The 15928-nt window shown below is 71.4% G+C and carries 17 protein-coding genes, 1 tRNA gene and 1 pseudogene; 18 read left to right on the forward strand and 1 reads right to left on the reverse strand.

What is annotated here, in order from left to right; translation table 11 throughout:
- Positions 1-15 precede the first annotated feature (15 nt).
- The 16 genes and pseudogenes from ACFZB9_RS14045 (at position 16) to ACFZB9_RS14120 (ending at position 11761) form a co-directional block, all read left to right on the forward strand.
- Entirely contained in the window at positions 16-1164 is a 1149-nt protein-coding gene (locus ACFZB9_RS14045) for a hypothetical protein (protein ID WP_391446846.1), read from the forward strand.
- A gap of 33 nt (positions 1165-1197) precedes the next feature.
- The gene (locus ACFZB9_RS14050) at positions 1198-1569 is read left to right on the forward strand and encodes a hypothetical protein (protein ID WP_391446847.1); all 372 of its coding nucleotides are present in this window, start codon (positions 1198-1200) and stop codon (positions 1567-1569) included.
- Between the two features lie 135 nt (positions 1570-1704).
- Entirely contained in the window at positions 1705-3888 is a 2184-nt protein-coding gene (locus ACFZB9_RS14055; RefSeq protein ID WP_391446849.1) for a hypothetical protein, read from the forward strand.
- 146 nt (positions 3889-4034) lie between these two features.
- Complete coding sequence (locus ACFZB9_RS14060) at positions 4035-4544, forward strand: hypothetical protein (RefSeq protein WP_391446850.1); 510 nt, start codon at positions 4035-4037, stop codon at positions 4542-4544.
- Positions 4545-4558: 14 nt separating this feature from the next.
- Positions 4559-4747, forward strand: coding sequence for a hypothetical protein (locus ACFZB9_RS14065; protein ID WP_391446852.1), 189 nt, complete (start codon positions 4559-4561; stop codon positions 4745-4747).
- Entirely contained in the window at positions 4747-4962 is a 216-nt protein-coding gene (locus ACFZB9_RS14070; protein ID WP_391446853.1) for a hypothetical protein, read from the forward strand. The genes ACFZB9_RS14065 and ACFZB9_RS14070 overlap by 1 nt, the downstream gene beginning before the upstream one ends.
- Before the next feature lie 127 nt (positions 4963-5089).
- On the forward strand, positions 5090-5569 hold the full coding sequence (locus tag ACFZB9_RS14075) for a single-stranded DNA-binding protein (protein ID WP_391446854.1): 480 nt from the start codon (positions 5090-5092) through the stop codon (positions 5567-5569).
- Between the two features lie 122 nt (positions 5570-5691).
- A complete protein-coding gene (locus tag ACFZB9_RS14080; RefSeq protein WP_391446856.1) occupies positions 5692-6279 on the forward strand; it encodes a hypothetical protein in 588 nt (195 codons plus the stop codon).
- Positions 6276-6773: pseudogene (locus ACFZB9_RS14085) on the forward strand (DNA cytosine methyltransferase); the annotation flags it as partial. The gene ACFZB9_RS14080 and the pseudogene ACFZB9_RS14085, both read left to right, overlap by 4 nt.
- 112 nt (positions 6774-6885) lie before the next feature.
- On the forward strand, positions 6886-7236 hold the full coding sequence (locus ACFZB9_RS14090; RefSeq protein WP_391447414.1) for a hypothetical protein: 351 nt from the start codon (positions 6886-6888) through the stop codon (positions 7234-7236).
- Between the two features lie 23 nt (positions 7237-7259).
- Positions 7260-7421 (forward strand): hypothetical protein, encoded by a 162-nt coding sequence (locus ACFZB9_RS14095; RefSeq protein ID WP_391447416.1) that lies wholly within the window; start codon positions 7260-7262, stop codon positions 7419-7421.
- Entirely contained in the window at positions 7418-7783 is a 366-nt protein-coding gene (locus ACFZB9_RS14100; RefSeq protein ID WP_391446858.1) for a hypothetical protein, read from the forward strand. The genes ACFZB9_RS14095 and ACFZB9_RS14100 overlap by 4 nt, the downstream gene beginning before the upstream one ends.
- Before the next feature lie 66 nt (positions 7784-7849).
- A complete protein-coding gene (locus ACFZB9_RS14105) occupies positions 7850-8725 on the forward strand; it encodes a bifunctional DNA primase/polymerase (RefSeq protein WP_391446859.1) in 876 nt (291 codons plus the stop codon).
- On the forward strand, positions 8722-9999 hold the full coding sequence (locus ACFZB9_RS14110; protein ID WP_391446861.1) for a DUF3631 domain-containing protein: 1278 nt from the start codon (positions 8722-8724) through the stop codon (positions 9997-9999). Before ACFZB9_RS14105 ends, ACFZB9_RS14110 begins: the two co-directional genes overlap by 4 nt.
- Before the next feature lie 182 nt (positions 10000-10181).
- Positions 10182-10352 (forward strand): helix-turn-helix transcriptional regulator, encoded by a 171-nt coding sequence (locus tag ACFZB9_RS14115; protein ID WP_391447378.1) that lies wholly within the window; start codon positions 10182-10184, stop codon positions 10350-10352.
- The gene (locus ACFZB9_RS14120; protein ID WP_391446863.1) at positions 10352-11761 is read left to right on the forward strand and encodes a tyrosine-type recombinase/integrase; all 1410 of its coding nucleotides are present in this window, start codon (positions 10352-10354) and stop codon (positions 11759-11761) included. Before ACFZB9_RS14115 ends, ACFZB9_RS14120 begins: the two co-directional genes overlap by 1 nt.
- 205 nt (positions 11762-11966) lie before the next feature.
- On the opposite strand, the gene ACFZB9_RS14125 is transcribed toward ACFZB9_RS14120, so the two are convergent.
- A tRNA-Arg gene (locus ACFZB9_RS14125) sits at positions 11967-12039 on the reverse strand.
- A gap of 642 nt (positions 12040-12681) precedes the next feature.
- Here ACFZB9_RS14125 and ACFZB9_RS14130 point away from each other — a divergent pair.
- The gene (locus tag ACFZB9_RS14130; RefSeq protein ID WP_391447379.1) at positions 12682-13608 is read left to right on the forward strand and encodes a single-stranded DNA-binding protein; all 927 of its coding nucleotides are present in this window, start codon (positions 12682-12684) and stop codon (positions 13606-13608) included.
- Positions 13609-14284: 676 nt separating this feature from the next.
- On the forward strand, positions 14285-15760 hold the full coding sequence (locus ACFZB9_RS14135; protein WP_391446865.1) for a Cys-Gln thioester bond-forming surface protein: 1476 nt from the start codon (positions 14285-14287) through the stop codon (positions 15758-15760).
- Positions 15761-15928: the final 168 nt, after the last annotated feature.

Below are 15928 nucleotides of genomic sequence, written 5' to 3' on the forward strand. Positions count from 1 at the left end.
TGAGGAGTCAGCCCGATGGAGTGGCTCATCCTGATGGCGCTCGCCTACACGCTCGGCGGCGGCGTGTCCGCCGGGCACGCGACCGCCCAGCAGCACACCAAGACCAAACTCGCCAAGGAACCGCGCCCGATCGACTGGACCGACAAGGGCCAGCGGGCCGCGCAGAGTGCCATCAATACCGTGGCCCGCGCCTACACCTGGACCTCCGGCGCCCGCGAGGGATGGCGCAAGACCTGGCCCGACACGAAGACCGTGATCAGCGAGCGCCGAGCGAAGGTCAAGGCCGACAAGGCCGAACGCAAAGCCGCCCGCGACCACACCAAGACCGCCGCCGGGACCGCTAGCGGCACTGCCCGGGGCGCGAGCGAGCCGGAGATCATCGACGCCGAGATCGTGGAGGACGAACCCCTCAACACCGGCGGCCCTCGCCCGCCCGACCCCGAAACCGTGGCCCGCGCGGCCCGGGAGGCGGGGGCGACGGCCGCGAGCGCGGACGCCACCGTGCGCATCCACATCACCACCGACCCGCCGGCCGGCACCGGCCCCACCACCGCGCCGCGCGGTGGCCCGAAACCCCCACCGGCGTCCGCCAGCGCGGCCCCGCCGAGGCCCGAACCGCCCAGGCTGCGCCTGGTGAAGGACACCATCACCGCCCCGCCCGCCGCCACCACCGCCCCGCCTACTGCCGGCAGCGGCAAGCCCGCTGCCGGCGTCGTGGGCCCGGCCCCGGCGGGTGGCACCGTCACCGCACCGAGGAGCAGCATGACGACCCTGCCCACGACCGCGACGCGGGTCACCGAGGTGACCGGCGTGGTCTCCCTGATGCAGTACCTTGCCCAGCTCTCGCGCTGGGCCCGGATGGAGAAGGACGACGCGGCGGCGGCCATCGCCCGCCTCAAGCAGCTGGAGGTCAAGGCCGAGGCCGCCTACACCGCCGCCGTCGGCGCGAAGTACGACAAGGACACCCTCGGCCGGCTCGCGGCGATCACCGAGCGGCTCGGCGCCCTGCGCGCCGCCCGTCAGGAGGACCTGCACGCCTCCGACCTGGCCGAGAGCAACGCCAGGCAGGCGTCGGCGAACGTGTGGACCCGCCACGGCGGCATCCAGGAGGCCGTGGACGCCTCCTCGGTGGAGATGGCCGAGTCCACCACGTACGGCGACTGACCGCCCACCAGCGACAGGAGACCCCAAACACCCATGGCAGAGATCACTTACCGCCAGGTCCAGTCCGAGTTGGTGGCGCTCGCTGCGGCCACCAAGGCCGAGGAGCAGGCCGCCCGCGAGCGCTTCGCCCGGATCACCGCGAAGGTCGTGGAGGCCGAAGCCGCCTACAGCGCCCTCATCCGGCTCGGCTTCGACCCGCTGAGCGGCAACGACTTCCAGAGCGTGGGTCAGGCCCTGGTCGGCCAGGGCGAGAAGGTGGCCGCCGCGGCCAACAGCGCGATCGAGCTGAACGGCCTGGCCATCACGGCCGGCCGTGAGATCGAAAAGCGCCACGGCGGCATCGACCGCGCGGTGGCCTCCGCCCCGGTCCCGGCCGCCAACCGCGAGGCCTACAACCGGAGGTGACGTCCCGGTTGAACACCGTCCCGCCCGCCCCACCGAGCTCCTGGGGGCGGGCGGGACGGTGTCCGGCCGAGGTGCCACCCCGCACCCAACCCACCCCAGCAAGCCGCCCCTTGGACCGCTCCGGAGGACAGAACGTTGAGAACCTTCGCCACCGCCCCCGGCCAGGCGGACACCCCCACCCCCGTGCCCGCGCGACCCGGCGTTGAGCGCGGCCCGCTGTCGGTGCGCGTCGCCCACGGCGCCTACCGGCGCCTGTACCGCAACCGCAGGCACCTGCCGCCGCTGGCCGCCAGCCTCGTCCTGGGCGCCTACGGACAGGCCATCAGCGCCCTGCCCAACGGCATCGGCGGCGCCCTGGCGATGGACGCCGCCCTGCCGGCCGCGGTGCTCGCCGCGCGGGCCTGGCGGCGGACCAAGCCCTACACCGGCAAGGCGACGAAGTTCCTGTACACCCACCGGGCACTGCCGACCCCGCCGAACCGGCCCATGAGCCGCGCCGAGACGATCCGCACCAGCGCCGCCGCGGGGGCCGCCGGCCTCTTGCTCACCGCGGGCGCGATCACCCACACCGGCCCGTTCCAGGCACCGATGACCGGCCTGTGGTGGCTGGCGCTCACCCCCGCCACCGCCCTGCCGTGGTGGTGGCGCCGCCGGATCCGCGCCAAGACCGCACCGGCCGGGCCGGATCGGCGCATAGCGCTCTGGGAGGAGAAGGTCGGGGCGGCGCGCGGCGCGCTGCCCGGTTCTCGGCTGGTCGAGCTGGTCGACCGCCCCGAGGACGGCGCCTGGCAGGCCCTGGTCGAGCTGGACAGCGGCCGGCAGAACGCCGCCGCGGCGGTCAACGCCACCACGATGATCGCCTCCGCCTACAGCCTGCCCGTCTCCTCCATCGCCATCGACCGCCTGCCCGGCGGCGCCGAGGACCGGGCCAAGCTTCTCGTCTTCGAACGCAACCCGCTCAAGTCCGTGCCGGTCTTCCCCGGCCCGCAGGCCCTGGACCTGACCACCGGGATCGCCCAACTCGGCCTGCACATCGACGGCCTGCCCGCCCAGTACCAGATGTGGCGGCCGGGCTGGGGCGCCGTCCACACCCACGGCTCCGGCGCCACCGGCGCGGGCAAGTCCGCCTTCCTGCGGCAGTGCTTCACGATCGAACGCCACTCCGGCGGCCTGATCACCTCCTGGGGCGGCGACCCCCAGGACGGGGCCTCGTTCGGGTTCTGGCAGGACTACCTGTCCTACTTCGCGCCCGGAGTGGACGAGTGCATGGGCATGCTGATCGCCGCCGACACCGAGCTGACCCGGCGCGCCAAGCAACGCGCCAGCAGCACCTGGACCGACGACGACGGCGACACCATGTGGGGCGAGACCGACTGGACCCCCACCGTCGAACAGCCCCTGATCTCGATCACCATCGATGAGTGGCAGGAAGTCTGGGGCGCCTACCCCGAGGCGATCGACTACGCGGTGCGCATCGCGATCCTGGGCCGCAAGGTCGGCATCAAGCTGCGCCTGATGACCCACCTGCCCACCCTCGAATCGCTCGGCTCGGCCAAGCTGCGCCAGCCGCTCACCGCGGGCAACAACATCGCGTTCCGCACCACCGAGCGCTCCGCCGGCTACGTGGTCAACCTGCCCGCCGACCCCAACGACATCCCCGCCGTCTGGCCGGACGAGCCCGGAGTGCCGACCTCCGGCATGGGCTACCTGAAGGGCACCGAGGAGCGGGCCGCGATGTTCCGCACCTGGACCCCCGAGCCGCGCGGGGTCGCCACCCGCTGGGCCAAGACCGGAACCCCCGGCACCATCAGCCCCGAAGCCGCCCAGGCCATCGGCCCCGCCTACACCGAATGGCGCGAGCGCCTCGCGGCCCGGCGGCGCGGTGAGATCCCGCCCGTGCCCGGCGTCACCGAGGCCGAGACCGAGATCGAGGGCTTCGAGGCGGACTTCGAGTCCGCGGCCCCCGGCGGCCGCGGCGGAAAGAAGCCCGCTACCCGCAAGCCCTTCACCACGGCGGCCGGCGGCAAGGTCGTCCCGGTGGCGGTCTCGTTCGCCAAGCCCTCCGCCGCCGCTTCGGGCTTCGAGCAGCAGGTCAGCGCGAGCGCCGCCGGCACCCCGGCCCGCGGCGAGAAGAAGCGGGCCGTCCTGGCCCTGCTCGCCACCGAAGGCGAAGCCACCACCGGCATCCTCGCCTCCCGCCTGAACCTGTCCCTGTCCACCGTCTCCTCCACCCTCAAGCGCGCTGCCGCTGCGGGTGAGATCACCGACCTCGGACACGGCCACTGGGCCACCAACCACCCCGAAACCGCAGCGGCCTGAGGGATCGCCAGAAGCCGCCTGTTGCGGCTTGCGCCCCGCCGCCGGGCCCCCGGTCCACCCAGGGGCCCGGCGGCCGCCCGTGGGCGCCCACGGGCCGCCACACACCCAGTACGCCACCTACCCCTCCGCCTCCCAGGAGTTGCCCCGTGGACAGCGTCTACGAGACCCCCACCACCCCGCCTGCGGCCGACCCGGACGCCTACCTGATGCCGCCCGGCTACATCGCCACCCTCACCGCCGACGGCCGGATCGTCGCCCTGCCCATCGCCGAACCCGCCCCCACCGTCGCCGCGGCCGCCGAGCAGCCGGCCGAACCCGCCGCGGACCCGGAGCGGGCCGACCCCGGCCTGTCGATCGCGGTGCGGCAGTACGCCCTCTACGGTTCGCTGATCACCATCGCGGGCGGCGGCGCGTTCTGGATGGTCGGCGCGGGCCTGGCCCAGATGGCCCCCGCCATGGACGGCATCGTCCACGTCCTCAAGTGGATGGTCGTCTTCGTGGCCCTGGTCGTGGCCGCCGTTGCCGCCGTCAAGGTCCGCAGCGGCAAGAGCGGCACCACCCTGTCGCTCTTCCACTCCGAGAACACCACGACCAAGACCACCTCGATCGGCAGGCAGATCTCCAAGGGCAAGTCGACCTTCATCAACCACCTCTGATCAGCGGAGACGCCATGGACGACGAGACCGAGTACGACCAGGACGACAGCTACTACGACGACGAGGAGGAGACGTACTGCGACGAGTGCTGCTCCTACGACTGCCAGGGCCACGCGCTGTGCGAGGAGTGCGAGGACGACATCTGCAACGAGTGCGACGGCTGCTCCTGCCCCGAGTCGCCCTGCGACGGGCCGCACCACTGATGATCGACCACCCGCCCCAGGCTGGCCGGCCCCGAGACACGGCCCCGCCCCGCGGGAGTTGGTGGGATCTGGCCGAGTCCATCACCTGCGACGCGATCGCCCTGGTGGCCGTGGCGTGGCTCGGCAACCTGCTGCTCCACCTCGTACTACCCGCCTGGCCGGCGCTCACCGTTCTGCTCTGGCTCGGCCACCTGGGCGGCTCATGGCCGCCCTGAGCAGCACCGCCACCTGCCCGACCGGCCGCGCCGCCCGGACCCACCGCAGCCAGCGGCCGGCCCCGGGCGGTGCGGGGGACCGGACAGGATCCGCTCCCGGACCAAACACCAGCCCTTGGAGGCTCCGTTGTCCGCCGGAGACACCCCGATCACCATCGTCGGCAACCTGACCGACGACCCCGAGCTCAAGTTCACCCAGGGCGGCGCCGCGATGGCCCGCTTCACCATCGCCTCCACCCCTCGCGTCTACGACAAGACCACCAACCAGTGGCAGGACGGCAACGCCCTGTTCCTGCGCGCCACGGCCTGGCGCGACCTTGCCGAGCACGCCGTCGAGTCCCTGACCAAGGGCATGCGCGTGGTCGCGACCGGCCGCCTGGTCCAGCACAACTGGAAGACCGAGACCGGCGAGAACCGCTCGATGCTCGGCCTGGACGTCGACGAGATCGGCCCAAGCCTGCGGTTCGCCACCGCCAAGGTCACCCGCGCCCAACGCGCCAACGGCGGCGCCACCGCTGCCACTGGCCGGGCTGCTGACCCGTGGTCCACCGCCACCCCCGGCCCCGCCCCGGCTGTCGGCAGCTACGCCGAAGAGCCGCCGTTCTAGGGCCGGTTCGCCCCCGGAGGCACAGCACGGGGCCCCGTAGCAGCCGTCGACCTTGCCGGGTGACGGACGGGCTGCTGTGGGGCCCCTCTCAATCCCGCACTCCATACGAGAACGGAACCAGCATGCCCGAGTTCAGCACGAACACGCTCGCCCTGACCGACGATGCCTACGACCGTGAGAACGCCAGTAACGGCAACTCGCGGTACGGCGCCTACCTCGACCAGCACGCCCATTGGTTCAACGAGGACGGCCACCCGCTGGAGGTCGGCGAGTTCGCCATCGCCGCGTGGCGGGTGGCGACCAGCCCGGTCATGTCTCCCGGCTACGTGCGCATCCGCCCCGACCTGGCCAGCATCACCCCGCACCTCACCGACGACCGCGACCTGTTCCTGCGAGTCGAGGTGCCGCTGCGTCAGACCGCTCTCGTCTCCCGGCCCGCGGGCCTGGCCGACTGGACCCGCGAGCGCCCCGCCCCGTGGGACACCGGGATCTGGCTGACGCTGGTCGAGCCGTATCAGCTGGGCCGCCCCGCGCTGCTCGCCACCGCCGCCCTGCTCCTGCCGGTGCCCCATGAGGACCTGATCGAGCCGGCCGCCACGGGACCCGGCCGCCTCCTGCTGATCGAGGCCAAGGACACTGTCCACACCCTCCTCCGCGTCCTCAACGACTGCGCCTGGATCATCAATGACCTGACGGGCGCGGTCCGGTGAGCAGGCCGCGGATCGGGTCGCTGTGCACCGGATACGGTGGCCTGGACCTGGCTGTCCAACGCGTTCTCGGCGGGGAAGTTGCGTGGGTTGCGGACAACGACCCCGGCGCTTCGGCGATCCTGGCCCACCACCACCCCGACGTGCCGAACCTGGGTGACATTGCCGCCGTGAGCTGGGGCGAGGTGGAGTCGGTCGACGTGTTGACCGCCGGGTTCCCGTGCCAGGACGTTTCCAGCGCCGGCAACCGCGCGGGCCTGACGGCCGGGACCCGCTCGGGCCTGTGGTTCGAGGTCGAGCGCGCCATCCAGGAACTGACTCCCAATCTGGTGGTGATCGAGAATGTCGAAGGGCTCCTCTCCGCCCGCGCTGACGGCCACGTTCAGCCCTGCCCGTGGTGTCTGGGAGACACCGGAGCGGAACGTGCTGTGCGGGCACTTGGCACCGTTCTCGCGGACCTGGCCGGGCTCGGGTTCGATGCGGAATGGGCGAGTGTGCGAGCGTGCGACGTCGGCGCCGCCCACCAGCGCACCCGCGTCTTCCTCACCGCCTGGTCTGCCCACCCCCAGGGCCTGCGACTCGCGTGGCCGGGGCTTCCCGGACGGCCTGTTGCTCCCGACCCCAACGGTCTCGGAGGCCACCGGGATCGGGCACGCGGCCGGCGGCGGGATAGACCCGCGACACACGATCTCGCTGCTGCCCATCCCCGTCGTCGCCGACGGCGAGCGGACCAGCCCGACGTACGGGCGGGGCAACCCCACCCTGGCCGGGGCTCTGCTGCCGACACCCAGGGCGACGGACGGGAGCAAGGGCGGCCCGAACCAGCGGGGCAGCAAGGGGGACCTGACGCTGCCCTCGGCGGCGGCCCGGATTGGGGCCCCTACCGGGCCGCGATCCAGCGGTGGCAGGCGACGATCGGCCGACCCGCTCCCGGGCCAACTGACGATCGAGGACGCCTGAACCCCGCCTTCGTCGAATGGCTCATGGGCCTGGACCAAGGCTGGGTCACCGCCGTACCCGGCCTGTCCCGCACCGCCCAACTCAAAGCCCTGGGCAACGGCGTCATCCCCACCCAAGCCGAGGCCGCGCTGCGCCTGCTCCTCACCCGAGCCACCACCGACCAAGCCAGGCAGGTGGCCGCGTGAGCACGAACCGGACCCCGCCCTTGGGTGACACCACCGGCCTGTGGCAGCAGGTCATCGCTGCCGCCGCCGGCCGCTGCCAGTGTCGCGGCACCTGCGGCAAGAACCACGCCAAGGACGGTGGACGCTGCCCGCGCGAGCACGCCGGCTACCGCCACCGTCACGGCGGCGGACTGGTCCACCTGGTCGCCGCTCCCGCCGACCCGGCCGACATGCTCCTGCCCGACCACCGACAGGCCGCCTTGCCCAAACGCGCCCTGGCCGCCTGGTGCCCCGACTGCCACCAGGCGACCCTCGCCGCCGCCCGCAAGACCTGGCAGGCCGCCGTCCCGCCGGTCGAGCCGGACGCCCTCTTCAAGATCTGACCTTTCCTGGTCGGGCGCCGCCCGTCACGGCGGTGCCCCGGCCGCATCGCCCTCTGAGAGGCCCTGATGACCACTCAACCCCACCTGCTGACGGCCGCGCTCGCTGCGGCCGAGCGCGGCTGGCAGGTCTTCCCGCTGCTGCCCGACAGCAAGCGCCCGGCCGTCGCCGCCTGGGAGCAGCGCGCCACCACCGACCCGGACCGCATCCGCCGCTGCTGGTCCACCGGCCCGTTCAACATCGCCATCGCCTGTGGGCCCTCTCGCCTGGTGGTCGCCGACCTCGACATCCCCAAGCCCGGCACCCACCCCCCGGCCGAGTGGGACAAGCCCGGCATCACCGACGGCACCGACGTATTCGCCGAGCTGTTCCACCGTGCCGGCCAGCCCGTCCCGGACCAGACGTTCCGGGTGCGCACCCGCAGCGGCGGACGCCACCTTTACTACCGCGCCCCCGAACACCCGGCCCAGCCCAACACGGTCGGCACGTTCGGCTGGGCGATCGACACCCGCGCCACAGGCGGATACGTCGTCGCCGCCGGCTCGCAGGTGGACGGCGTGTCCTACCTGGTGGAGCTGGACCTGCCGCCCCTGCCCCTGCCCGGCTCTTTGCTGATCAGCAAAGAGCGCGGCCCCGCCGGTCCCGCACCCGCGCCCACGCCGGGGCGGATCTCAGATCCCGCCGCGTGGGCGAACGCCGCGCTGGACCGCGAGTGCGACAAGGTCGCCACCACCGGCGAGGGCGGACGCAACCACGCCCTGCTCGGCGCCGCCCGCTCCCTGGCCCGCATGATCGCCACCCACACCCTCACCCGCCACCAGGTCGAAGACCGCCTCATGGACGCCGCGCACGCCGCCGGCCTCCACGAAAAGGAAGCCGCCCGCACCATCCGCTCCGGCCTCGACTGGGGCCTGACCCACACCACCGCGAGGCCCGCCGCATGACCAACCACCCCACCCCCACCCCCAGCCAGGACCCCGAGGACGGCGCCGCCCTCCTGGACGAAGTCGAGCGGCACCACCGCCGCTTCAACGTCTTCCCCAGCGAGGCCGCCTACGTCGCGGTGGTGCTGTGGGACGCCCACACCCACCTCATGGACGCCTTCGAGTGCACCCCGCGCCTGGCCTTCCTCAGCCCCGAGCCCGGAAGCGGGAAGACCCGCGCGCTGGAGATCATCCAGACCCTCACGCCCCGGCCGTTGATCACCACGGACGTCAGCCCCTCCGCTCTGTTCCGCTCCATCTCCGACGAGAGCGGCGGCCGGCCGACCATCCTCTTCGATGAGATCGACGCGATCTTCGGAGCCAAAGCGGCCGGGAACGAGGACCTGCGCAGCCTCATCAACTCCGGGTACCGGCGCACCGGTGGCATCCTGCGCAGCGTCCGCGAGGGCGAGAACCACCGCGTGGTGAAGTTCCCCGTCTACGCGGCCCTCGCCACCGCCGGGCTCGGCGACCTGCCCGACACCATCATGAGTCGGGCCGTGGTCATCCGAATGCGCCGCCGGGCCCCCAACGAGCAGGTCGAGGGGTTCCGCCAGCGCATCAACGAGCCCGAGGGCCACGCGCTGCGCGACCGCCTCGCCGCCTGGGCCGACACGATCCGCGAGCAGATCGACGGTGCCTGGCCCGAAATGCCCGAAGGCATCACCGACCGGCCAGCCGATGTCTGGGAACCCCTGATCGCCGTCGCCGACGCCGCCGGCGGCCACTGGCCCGAGCGGGCCCGCGCCGCCTGCCTCACCCTCGTCAACGCCGCGAAGGCCAACGACAAGGGCAGCATCGGCATCCGCCTGCTCGCCGACCTGCGCGCCGTGTTCGACGGCGCCGAGCGGATGACCAGCGTCTCGATCCTGGAACGCCTGCTCGCCATGGACGACGCCCCCTGGGCCGACCTCGACGGCCGACCGCTCAACGCCCGCGGTCTGGCCCGGATGCTCGGCGACTACGTCACCGCCGACAACGACCCCATCCGCCCGCGCAACATCAAGATCGCCGGATCCGTCCTCAAGGGCTACTACGCCACCGACCTCACGGACGCGTGGACCAGGTACTGCCCGCCCCTCTCAGAGGACCTGTCCGAGGAGTCCGCTACCAGCGCTACCGCCGCTACCGCCCAGGTCAGGCCCCTGTTCCCGGTAGCGGACCGGGTAGCGGTAGCGGACGAAGTCCCGCCCCACCCCACGCACGAACCGGCCGACTTCAGCACCACCGGCTGACCCCGCCCAGCCGCTACCGCTACCCCTCCCGCTACCGCCGCACCGCCGCTGACCTGGGAGGTAGCGGCGTAGCGGCGGTAGCGGCTGCTCAGAGACAGGGCGAGCCGACCCCACGGCCCGCCCTTTTGCTTCCCAAGGGAGTTGTCGTGCCCAACCCCACGATCAAGAGCAGGCCGCGCGACATGCTGACGCTGCCCGAGGTCTGTGACGAGCTTCAAATCTCCCGCTCCACCTTCTACGACTGGCGCCAGAAGAACCGGGCCCCGCGCTGCATCAAGCTCCCCAACGGTGAGTTGAGGATCCGCCGCATGGACCTGGATGACTGGCTGGACGACTGCGAGGACGTCGCCTGATGACCGACAGGACCACCTTCGACGTTCGGCTCTGGAAGATCAGGGCGTTGGAGCGCAAGACCCGTACGACGCATCAGGTCCGGTGGATCGTCGCAGGAGAGGAGTTCAACGAGACGTTCACCAGTTCCGGGCTGGCCGAGTCGTTCCACGCCGAACTGAAGACTGCGATCAATAAAGGGGAGGCGTTCCGGTGTGAGACCGGCCTGCCGGTCTCACACCGGCCGGCCGCGTCCTCCAAGACCTGGTACGACCTCGCGCTGTCGTACGTGGACATGAAGTGGCCCGATGCGTCCGCGAACAACCGGCAGAACATCGCCAAGGCGCTGGTGCCGGTCACCGTGGCGATGCTGAAGCGGGAGCTTCCCGGGACCTTCGACCCGGTGGAGGTCCGTACGGCCCTTCGGGAATGGGCGTTCAACAAGGAGCACCGGGACCAGGCGCCGCGGGAGGTCAGGCGGATCCTGCGGTGGGTCCAGCAGCACAGCCGCCCGGCCAGCGAGATCGAGGACAGCGCCCGGTTCGCGCTGGTGATGACCGCGATCACGACGAAGCTCGACGGCAAGCGCGCTGCGGCCTCCTCGCGAAGCCGGAACCGCCGGATCCTGAGCAACGCCCTGGACTTTGCGGTCCGTTCCAAGGCACTGACAGTCAATCCGGTCCAGGAGGCCAACGAGCCGCGTGCGAAGGCCGTCAAGACGAGTGACGTGATCGACAAGCGCTCGCTGATCGGGCCGGAGAAGACCGCTCTCCTCTTCGACTGGATCCGCAACCGTCCGCGCGGTGGCAGCCGGCTTCACCCCTTCTTTGCGACGGTGCGCTATGCGGGGACACGGCCGGAGGAGGCGGTCGCCCTGCGCGTCGGGGACGTGACCCTTCGCGAAGGGGAGTGGGGTGAGCTGCTGGTGCATGTCGCGACGCCGGAGGTTGGGCGCCGCTGGACTGATTCCGGGACTCGTCACGACCGTCGGCACCTGAAGGGGCGTGAGGAGAAGCAAGTGCGGCCGGTGCCGTGCTCACCCCTGCTCGCGGGGATCCTCCTCCAGCACATCGAGGACGAGGGGCTGAAGCCCAGGGATCTGCTCTTTCAAGGGGAGGGCGGCGGGGTGTTGTCCGGGTCCGTCTACCGGCGCGCCTGGCACCGGGCCCGGGCACAGGTTCTGCTCCCCGAGGAGGCTGCCTCACCCATGGGGAAGCGGGTGTACGACCTTCGGCACACCCGGCTGACGGAGTGGCTGAACGCCAGCGTCCCGCCGGCCGAGGTGGCCGCTTGGGCAGGGAACAGCGTTGAGGTCCTGCTTCGGAACTACGCCCTGTGCATCGACGGTCAGCAGGCGGAGTACCGGCGCCGGATCGAGGCCAACCTCCATTGGGAAGCCGCGGGGCCGAAGGCGAAGCAGGACACCTCTTGACACTGCTGTCCGAGTCCTCTCCGCCACGCCTGTCGCGTCCGTGAATGTGCCGTGGACAGCCGTTCTGAGCCGTGCATAGCCGTACATGGCCGGACGTTCGTTCTGCTAGGTGGCTGGGGGTATTGCTAGTGAATCGGGTCACCTCCAGTGCCCTGACCTGCGAAAACGCCCTGTCGATCCGGTGTGGACCGACGGGGCGCAGCGGTGCCCCCGGCAGGACTCGAACCTGCGGCCAAGTGCTTAGAAGGCACCTGCTCTATCCGCTGAGCTACGGGGGCGGGGCGGGCGGTGGGCCCGGGGTGGGGCGGGTGGGGCCTTGCGGGCGTCCGGTGCCCAATCCCTGGGGGTGGGTTGGTGAGTCCCTTGCCCTGCCGGGGACAGGATAAGGGGGCGGCGCTGCCTTGCTTGGCTTTCCATCGCCGGGATGGGTGTGTCGGCCTCGCGAGAGCGGTCTGATAATCGCAGGTGGAGGGGCAGGGTGCAGCATTGTGGGGGGTGTTGCCGCCGGACGTTGTGCAGTCGTTACGGCGATGTCTCCTCACCCGTTATGGACCTGCCGCGCTGGTAGCGGGGTGTGCTGGGAACGTGACGGTTGAGCAGGGGCGGCGCGGGGTGAGATTTCGGTTCCTCCGGTCGGATGACGTGGACAGAGCGTCCTTGTGGCCACTCGTTCAGGGGTGGGCGGGGGAGGGGTCGGGGGTTTTTGTCATGGACGCAGAGGATTTCGATAGGTAATTCCGGAAATAATATCACCAAGGGATGGCAAATTTATCCACAGGGGCCGGTTATCCACAGAAATCAAATCCATTTTCCGGAGTTGTGGTGGGGCGGAGCATCATCGTCGACAGCAGGTCAATTCTCCCGATGCAGGAGAAACACGAGAAATGCGAGGGCATGCCGTGAACGAGACTCTGGTGACGATGATCGGAAATGTCGCCTCGACGGTGAGCTACGGGCAGACCGCCGCCGGGGTGCCGATGGCGAACTTCCGGCTGGCGGCGACGGAGCGACGCTACGACCGGGCGCGCGGTGAGTGGGTCGACGGAGAGACCAACTGGGTCACGGTGAACGCGTGGCGCTGGCTGGCGGCGAATGTGGTGAGTTCGCTCGGCAAGGGCGATCCGGTGGTGGTCAGCGGGCGGCTGCGAGTGCGGGAGTGGGAGGACGGCGGCAAGCGGAGATCGGTGGTGGAGATCGATGCCCGGGTGGTGGGGCACGACCTCGGTCGGGGCACCTCGGCCTTCCGCTGGGCGGTCCGTGGCAGGGCGGAGTTGACGTCGGCGCAGCCGGTCGGTGAGGCGGTGCCGGAGTGGATCGTGGAGGCGGTCCGAGCGCATCGGGTGGCCGGTGCGGTGGCTGCGGCGGGTGGTGACCGGGCGGAGCCGGTGGCGGCGGGAGGTTCGGTCGTCGCAGGGGAGTTGGCGGGGTTGGGGGCTGCTGCTGGGGGCCCCGCGGGCGGCGGGGCCGCGCTGGCACCGCCGTCGCGGCGGGCCGCGATCGAGCAGGGCGGGTCGGCGGGGCGAGCGCCGGTCGGAGCGGGGGCAGTTGGCGGAGTGGGTGGGGTTGCGGAGGCCGGGCCGCCGCCTGCGCCTTCCTCGGCAGCGGGAGCGGGAGCGGTGGCGGGAGCGGCAGCGTCGGCGGCGGAAGGGGCGTCGCGTGCCGCCCGCTGGGCTCGGAGTACGCATGGTGCCGGTGTGGAGCGACCGCCCCGCTCGGCTAGGGCGGTCCGGTCAAGTCGCGCTGCTGGTGGGCCGGTCGGGGAAGCGGAGGCGGACGCGCGGGTCGGAGCGCGGCTGCCCGGGGAGCTGGGCGGGGCGGGGTGGGAGGGAGAGGTGGGGCCAATGTGAGGAAGTGGTGGTGAGGAGGGGTGCGTGACGGAGGTGGCGGTAGAGGTGAGAGGTCGGGGAGGGGCGGGGCTTGAGGGAGCGTCGGGCGGGTCGTCGGGCGGGTCGGCGGGTGGGTCCACGGGTGGGTCGACGGGTCGACCGGTCGACGGGCGTCGGACGGGAGAGGTGGCACGAGTCCACGCGCGGGGCTCCACTCCACCCTCTCCCCCCACCCTCGCGCCGGGGTCGCGGAGCGAGTGCGGCCCCAAACTCCGAAGCTCCGAAGTGCGGGTGGGCGATGGGATGGGCGGCTAGTGCGGGTAACAACCACTACATCGGCGGTATCGATCACACTGGCTCTAGCTCTTGAGCGTTAGTTGAGCTTTCATCGACACTAGTCGTCAGCCATCGTGCAATGGCAGGTCAGAGAGTCGATAAAGTGACGAATATCTGTCGACCCGTCAGTCTGCCGGGCAGGCAAGCGGCTTGATAACAATTCTGATACGGAAGTTGCAACCCTAGGAATTTCGGTTTGCGCGCCTCGGGTTCTCAATATGATGCGTCTGGTTCAGACAAGTGCGGCAGCGCCACATCGGGCGCAGCATTGCGCGGCGGGCCGTCATGGGCGCGGCCCTGCCCGGAGGGGTCATTCATGTACCACATGCAACGGCGGGGTATCTCCCGCATAGCTGCTGTCATGCTCACGTCGAGCGTGATGGTCGGCGGCGGGTTCGTTCTGGCGGGTGCGGCCGTCGCGGATGGCGGTGGCACCGGTTCCGGGGCGACCGCGACACTTCAGGACGGCCTGAAGGTCGGCGGCCAGATCAAGATCAATGACGGTGACTGGAACGCCGGGGGCGGTCTGATCGTCCTCAAGAACGCGGACGGCACCGAGTTCGACACGTACTGCATCGATCTCAACATGGAGACGAAGCCGCACGCCAAGTACCAGGAGACCGCCTGGTCCGGCACCTCGCTCGCGACCAACCCCGACGCCGGCAAGATCAACTGGATCCTGCAGAACTCGTACCCGCAGGTCTCCGACCTCGGCAAGCTGGGCAGCGAGGTCGGTGTCGGTTCGCTCACCGCCGACGAGGCCGCCGCTGGTACGCAGGCCGCGATCTGGCACTTCTCGGACCACGTCAAGGCGGTCCCGGTCGACGCCGGCGCGGCGACCCTCGCCAGCTACCTGATCAGCCACGTGCAGGACGTCAAGGAGCCGGCTCCCTCGCTGACCCTGTCCCCGTCCTCGGTCTCCGGTAAGAGCGGCGCGCTGCTCGGCCCGATCACCGTCGGCAGCACGAGCAACTCCGTCAGCGCCTCGCTCGACTCCGCGTCCAGCGCGGCCGGCGTGGTCCTCACGGACAAGAGCGGCAACGTCCTGTCCGACAAGAGCGGCGCCCTGACCGCGCCTGCCAAGAGCGGCGACGAGCTCTTCGTGAAGGCTCCGGCCGGTGCGAACGCCGGTACGGCAACGGTCAGCGCCAAGGCGTCGGCCGACGTCCAGGTCGGCCGGGCGTTCACCAGCCTCGGCTACACGCCCCAGAACCACAGCCAGACGCTGATCCTGGCGGGCACCCAGACCGACACCGTCACCGCCAGCACCACCGCCACCTGGGCGCCGGCCGGCCCGGTCCTCGCCTTCTCGGCGATGGTCGACTGCACCAAGAACGGCGTCGTTGTCACGGCCACCAACAACGGTGACCAGGCCTTCACCGTCGGCGTGACCGACGAGGGCAGCGGCATGCCGTCGCTCACGGTCGCACCGGGCCAGACCCAGACCGAGGTCGTCCCGGTCGGCGAGGGTGCGGCCTACGACATCAAGGTCACCGGCCCCAAGGGCCAGCAGGAGTTCCAGGGCATCCGCAACTGCCAGGTCGCCCCGTCCCACTCCCCGAGCCCGAGCACCTCGGCCACCCCGGTGACCTCGGCGACCCCGAGCCGCCCGGCCACCGCCGCCCCGAGCAGCTCGGCCAGCGCCAGCGCCCCGGCCGCGGTCGCGCCGAGCGCCTCGGCCAGCCCGAGCAGCACGGGTGGCAAGACCCTCGCCTTCACCGGTGGCGGCAGCAACTCCGGCCTGATCGCCGGTGTCGCCGGTGCGCTGGTGCTGCTCGGCGGTGGCGCGGTCTACACGATGCGCCGTCGGGGTCGTCACAGCCGCACCGCGGCCTGACACCGATCGCCGGACAGCGACAGCTGCCGATGAGCAGCTGAAGCGGTACGCGTAGCCGCCCGAGCGGTGGCGAGCGCAGCCCAGTGGCCTGATCTCCTGTACAGGGGGTCAGGCCACTGGCGTTCGGCCGGTGGACAGCGGGGGAGCCGGTCCGTGAGGGAGAGGTGG

Source organism: Kitasatospora sp. NPDC008050 (assembly GCF_042957465.1).
Taxonomy (GTDB): domain Bacteria; phylum Actinomycetota; class Actinomycetes; order Streptomycetales; family Streptomycetaceae; genus Kitasatospora.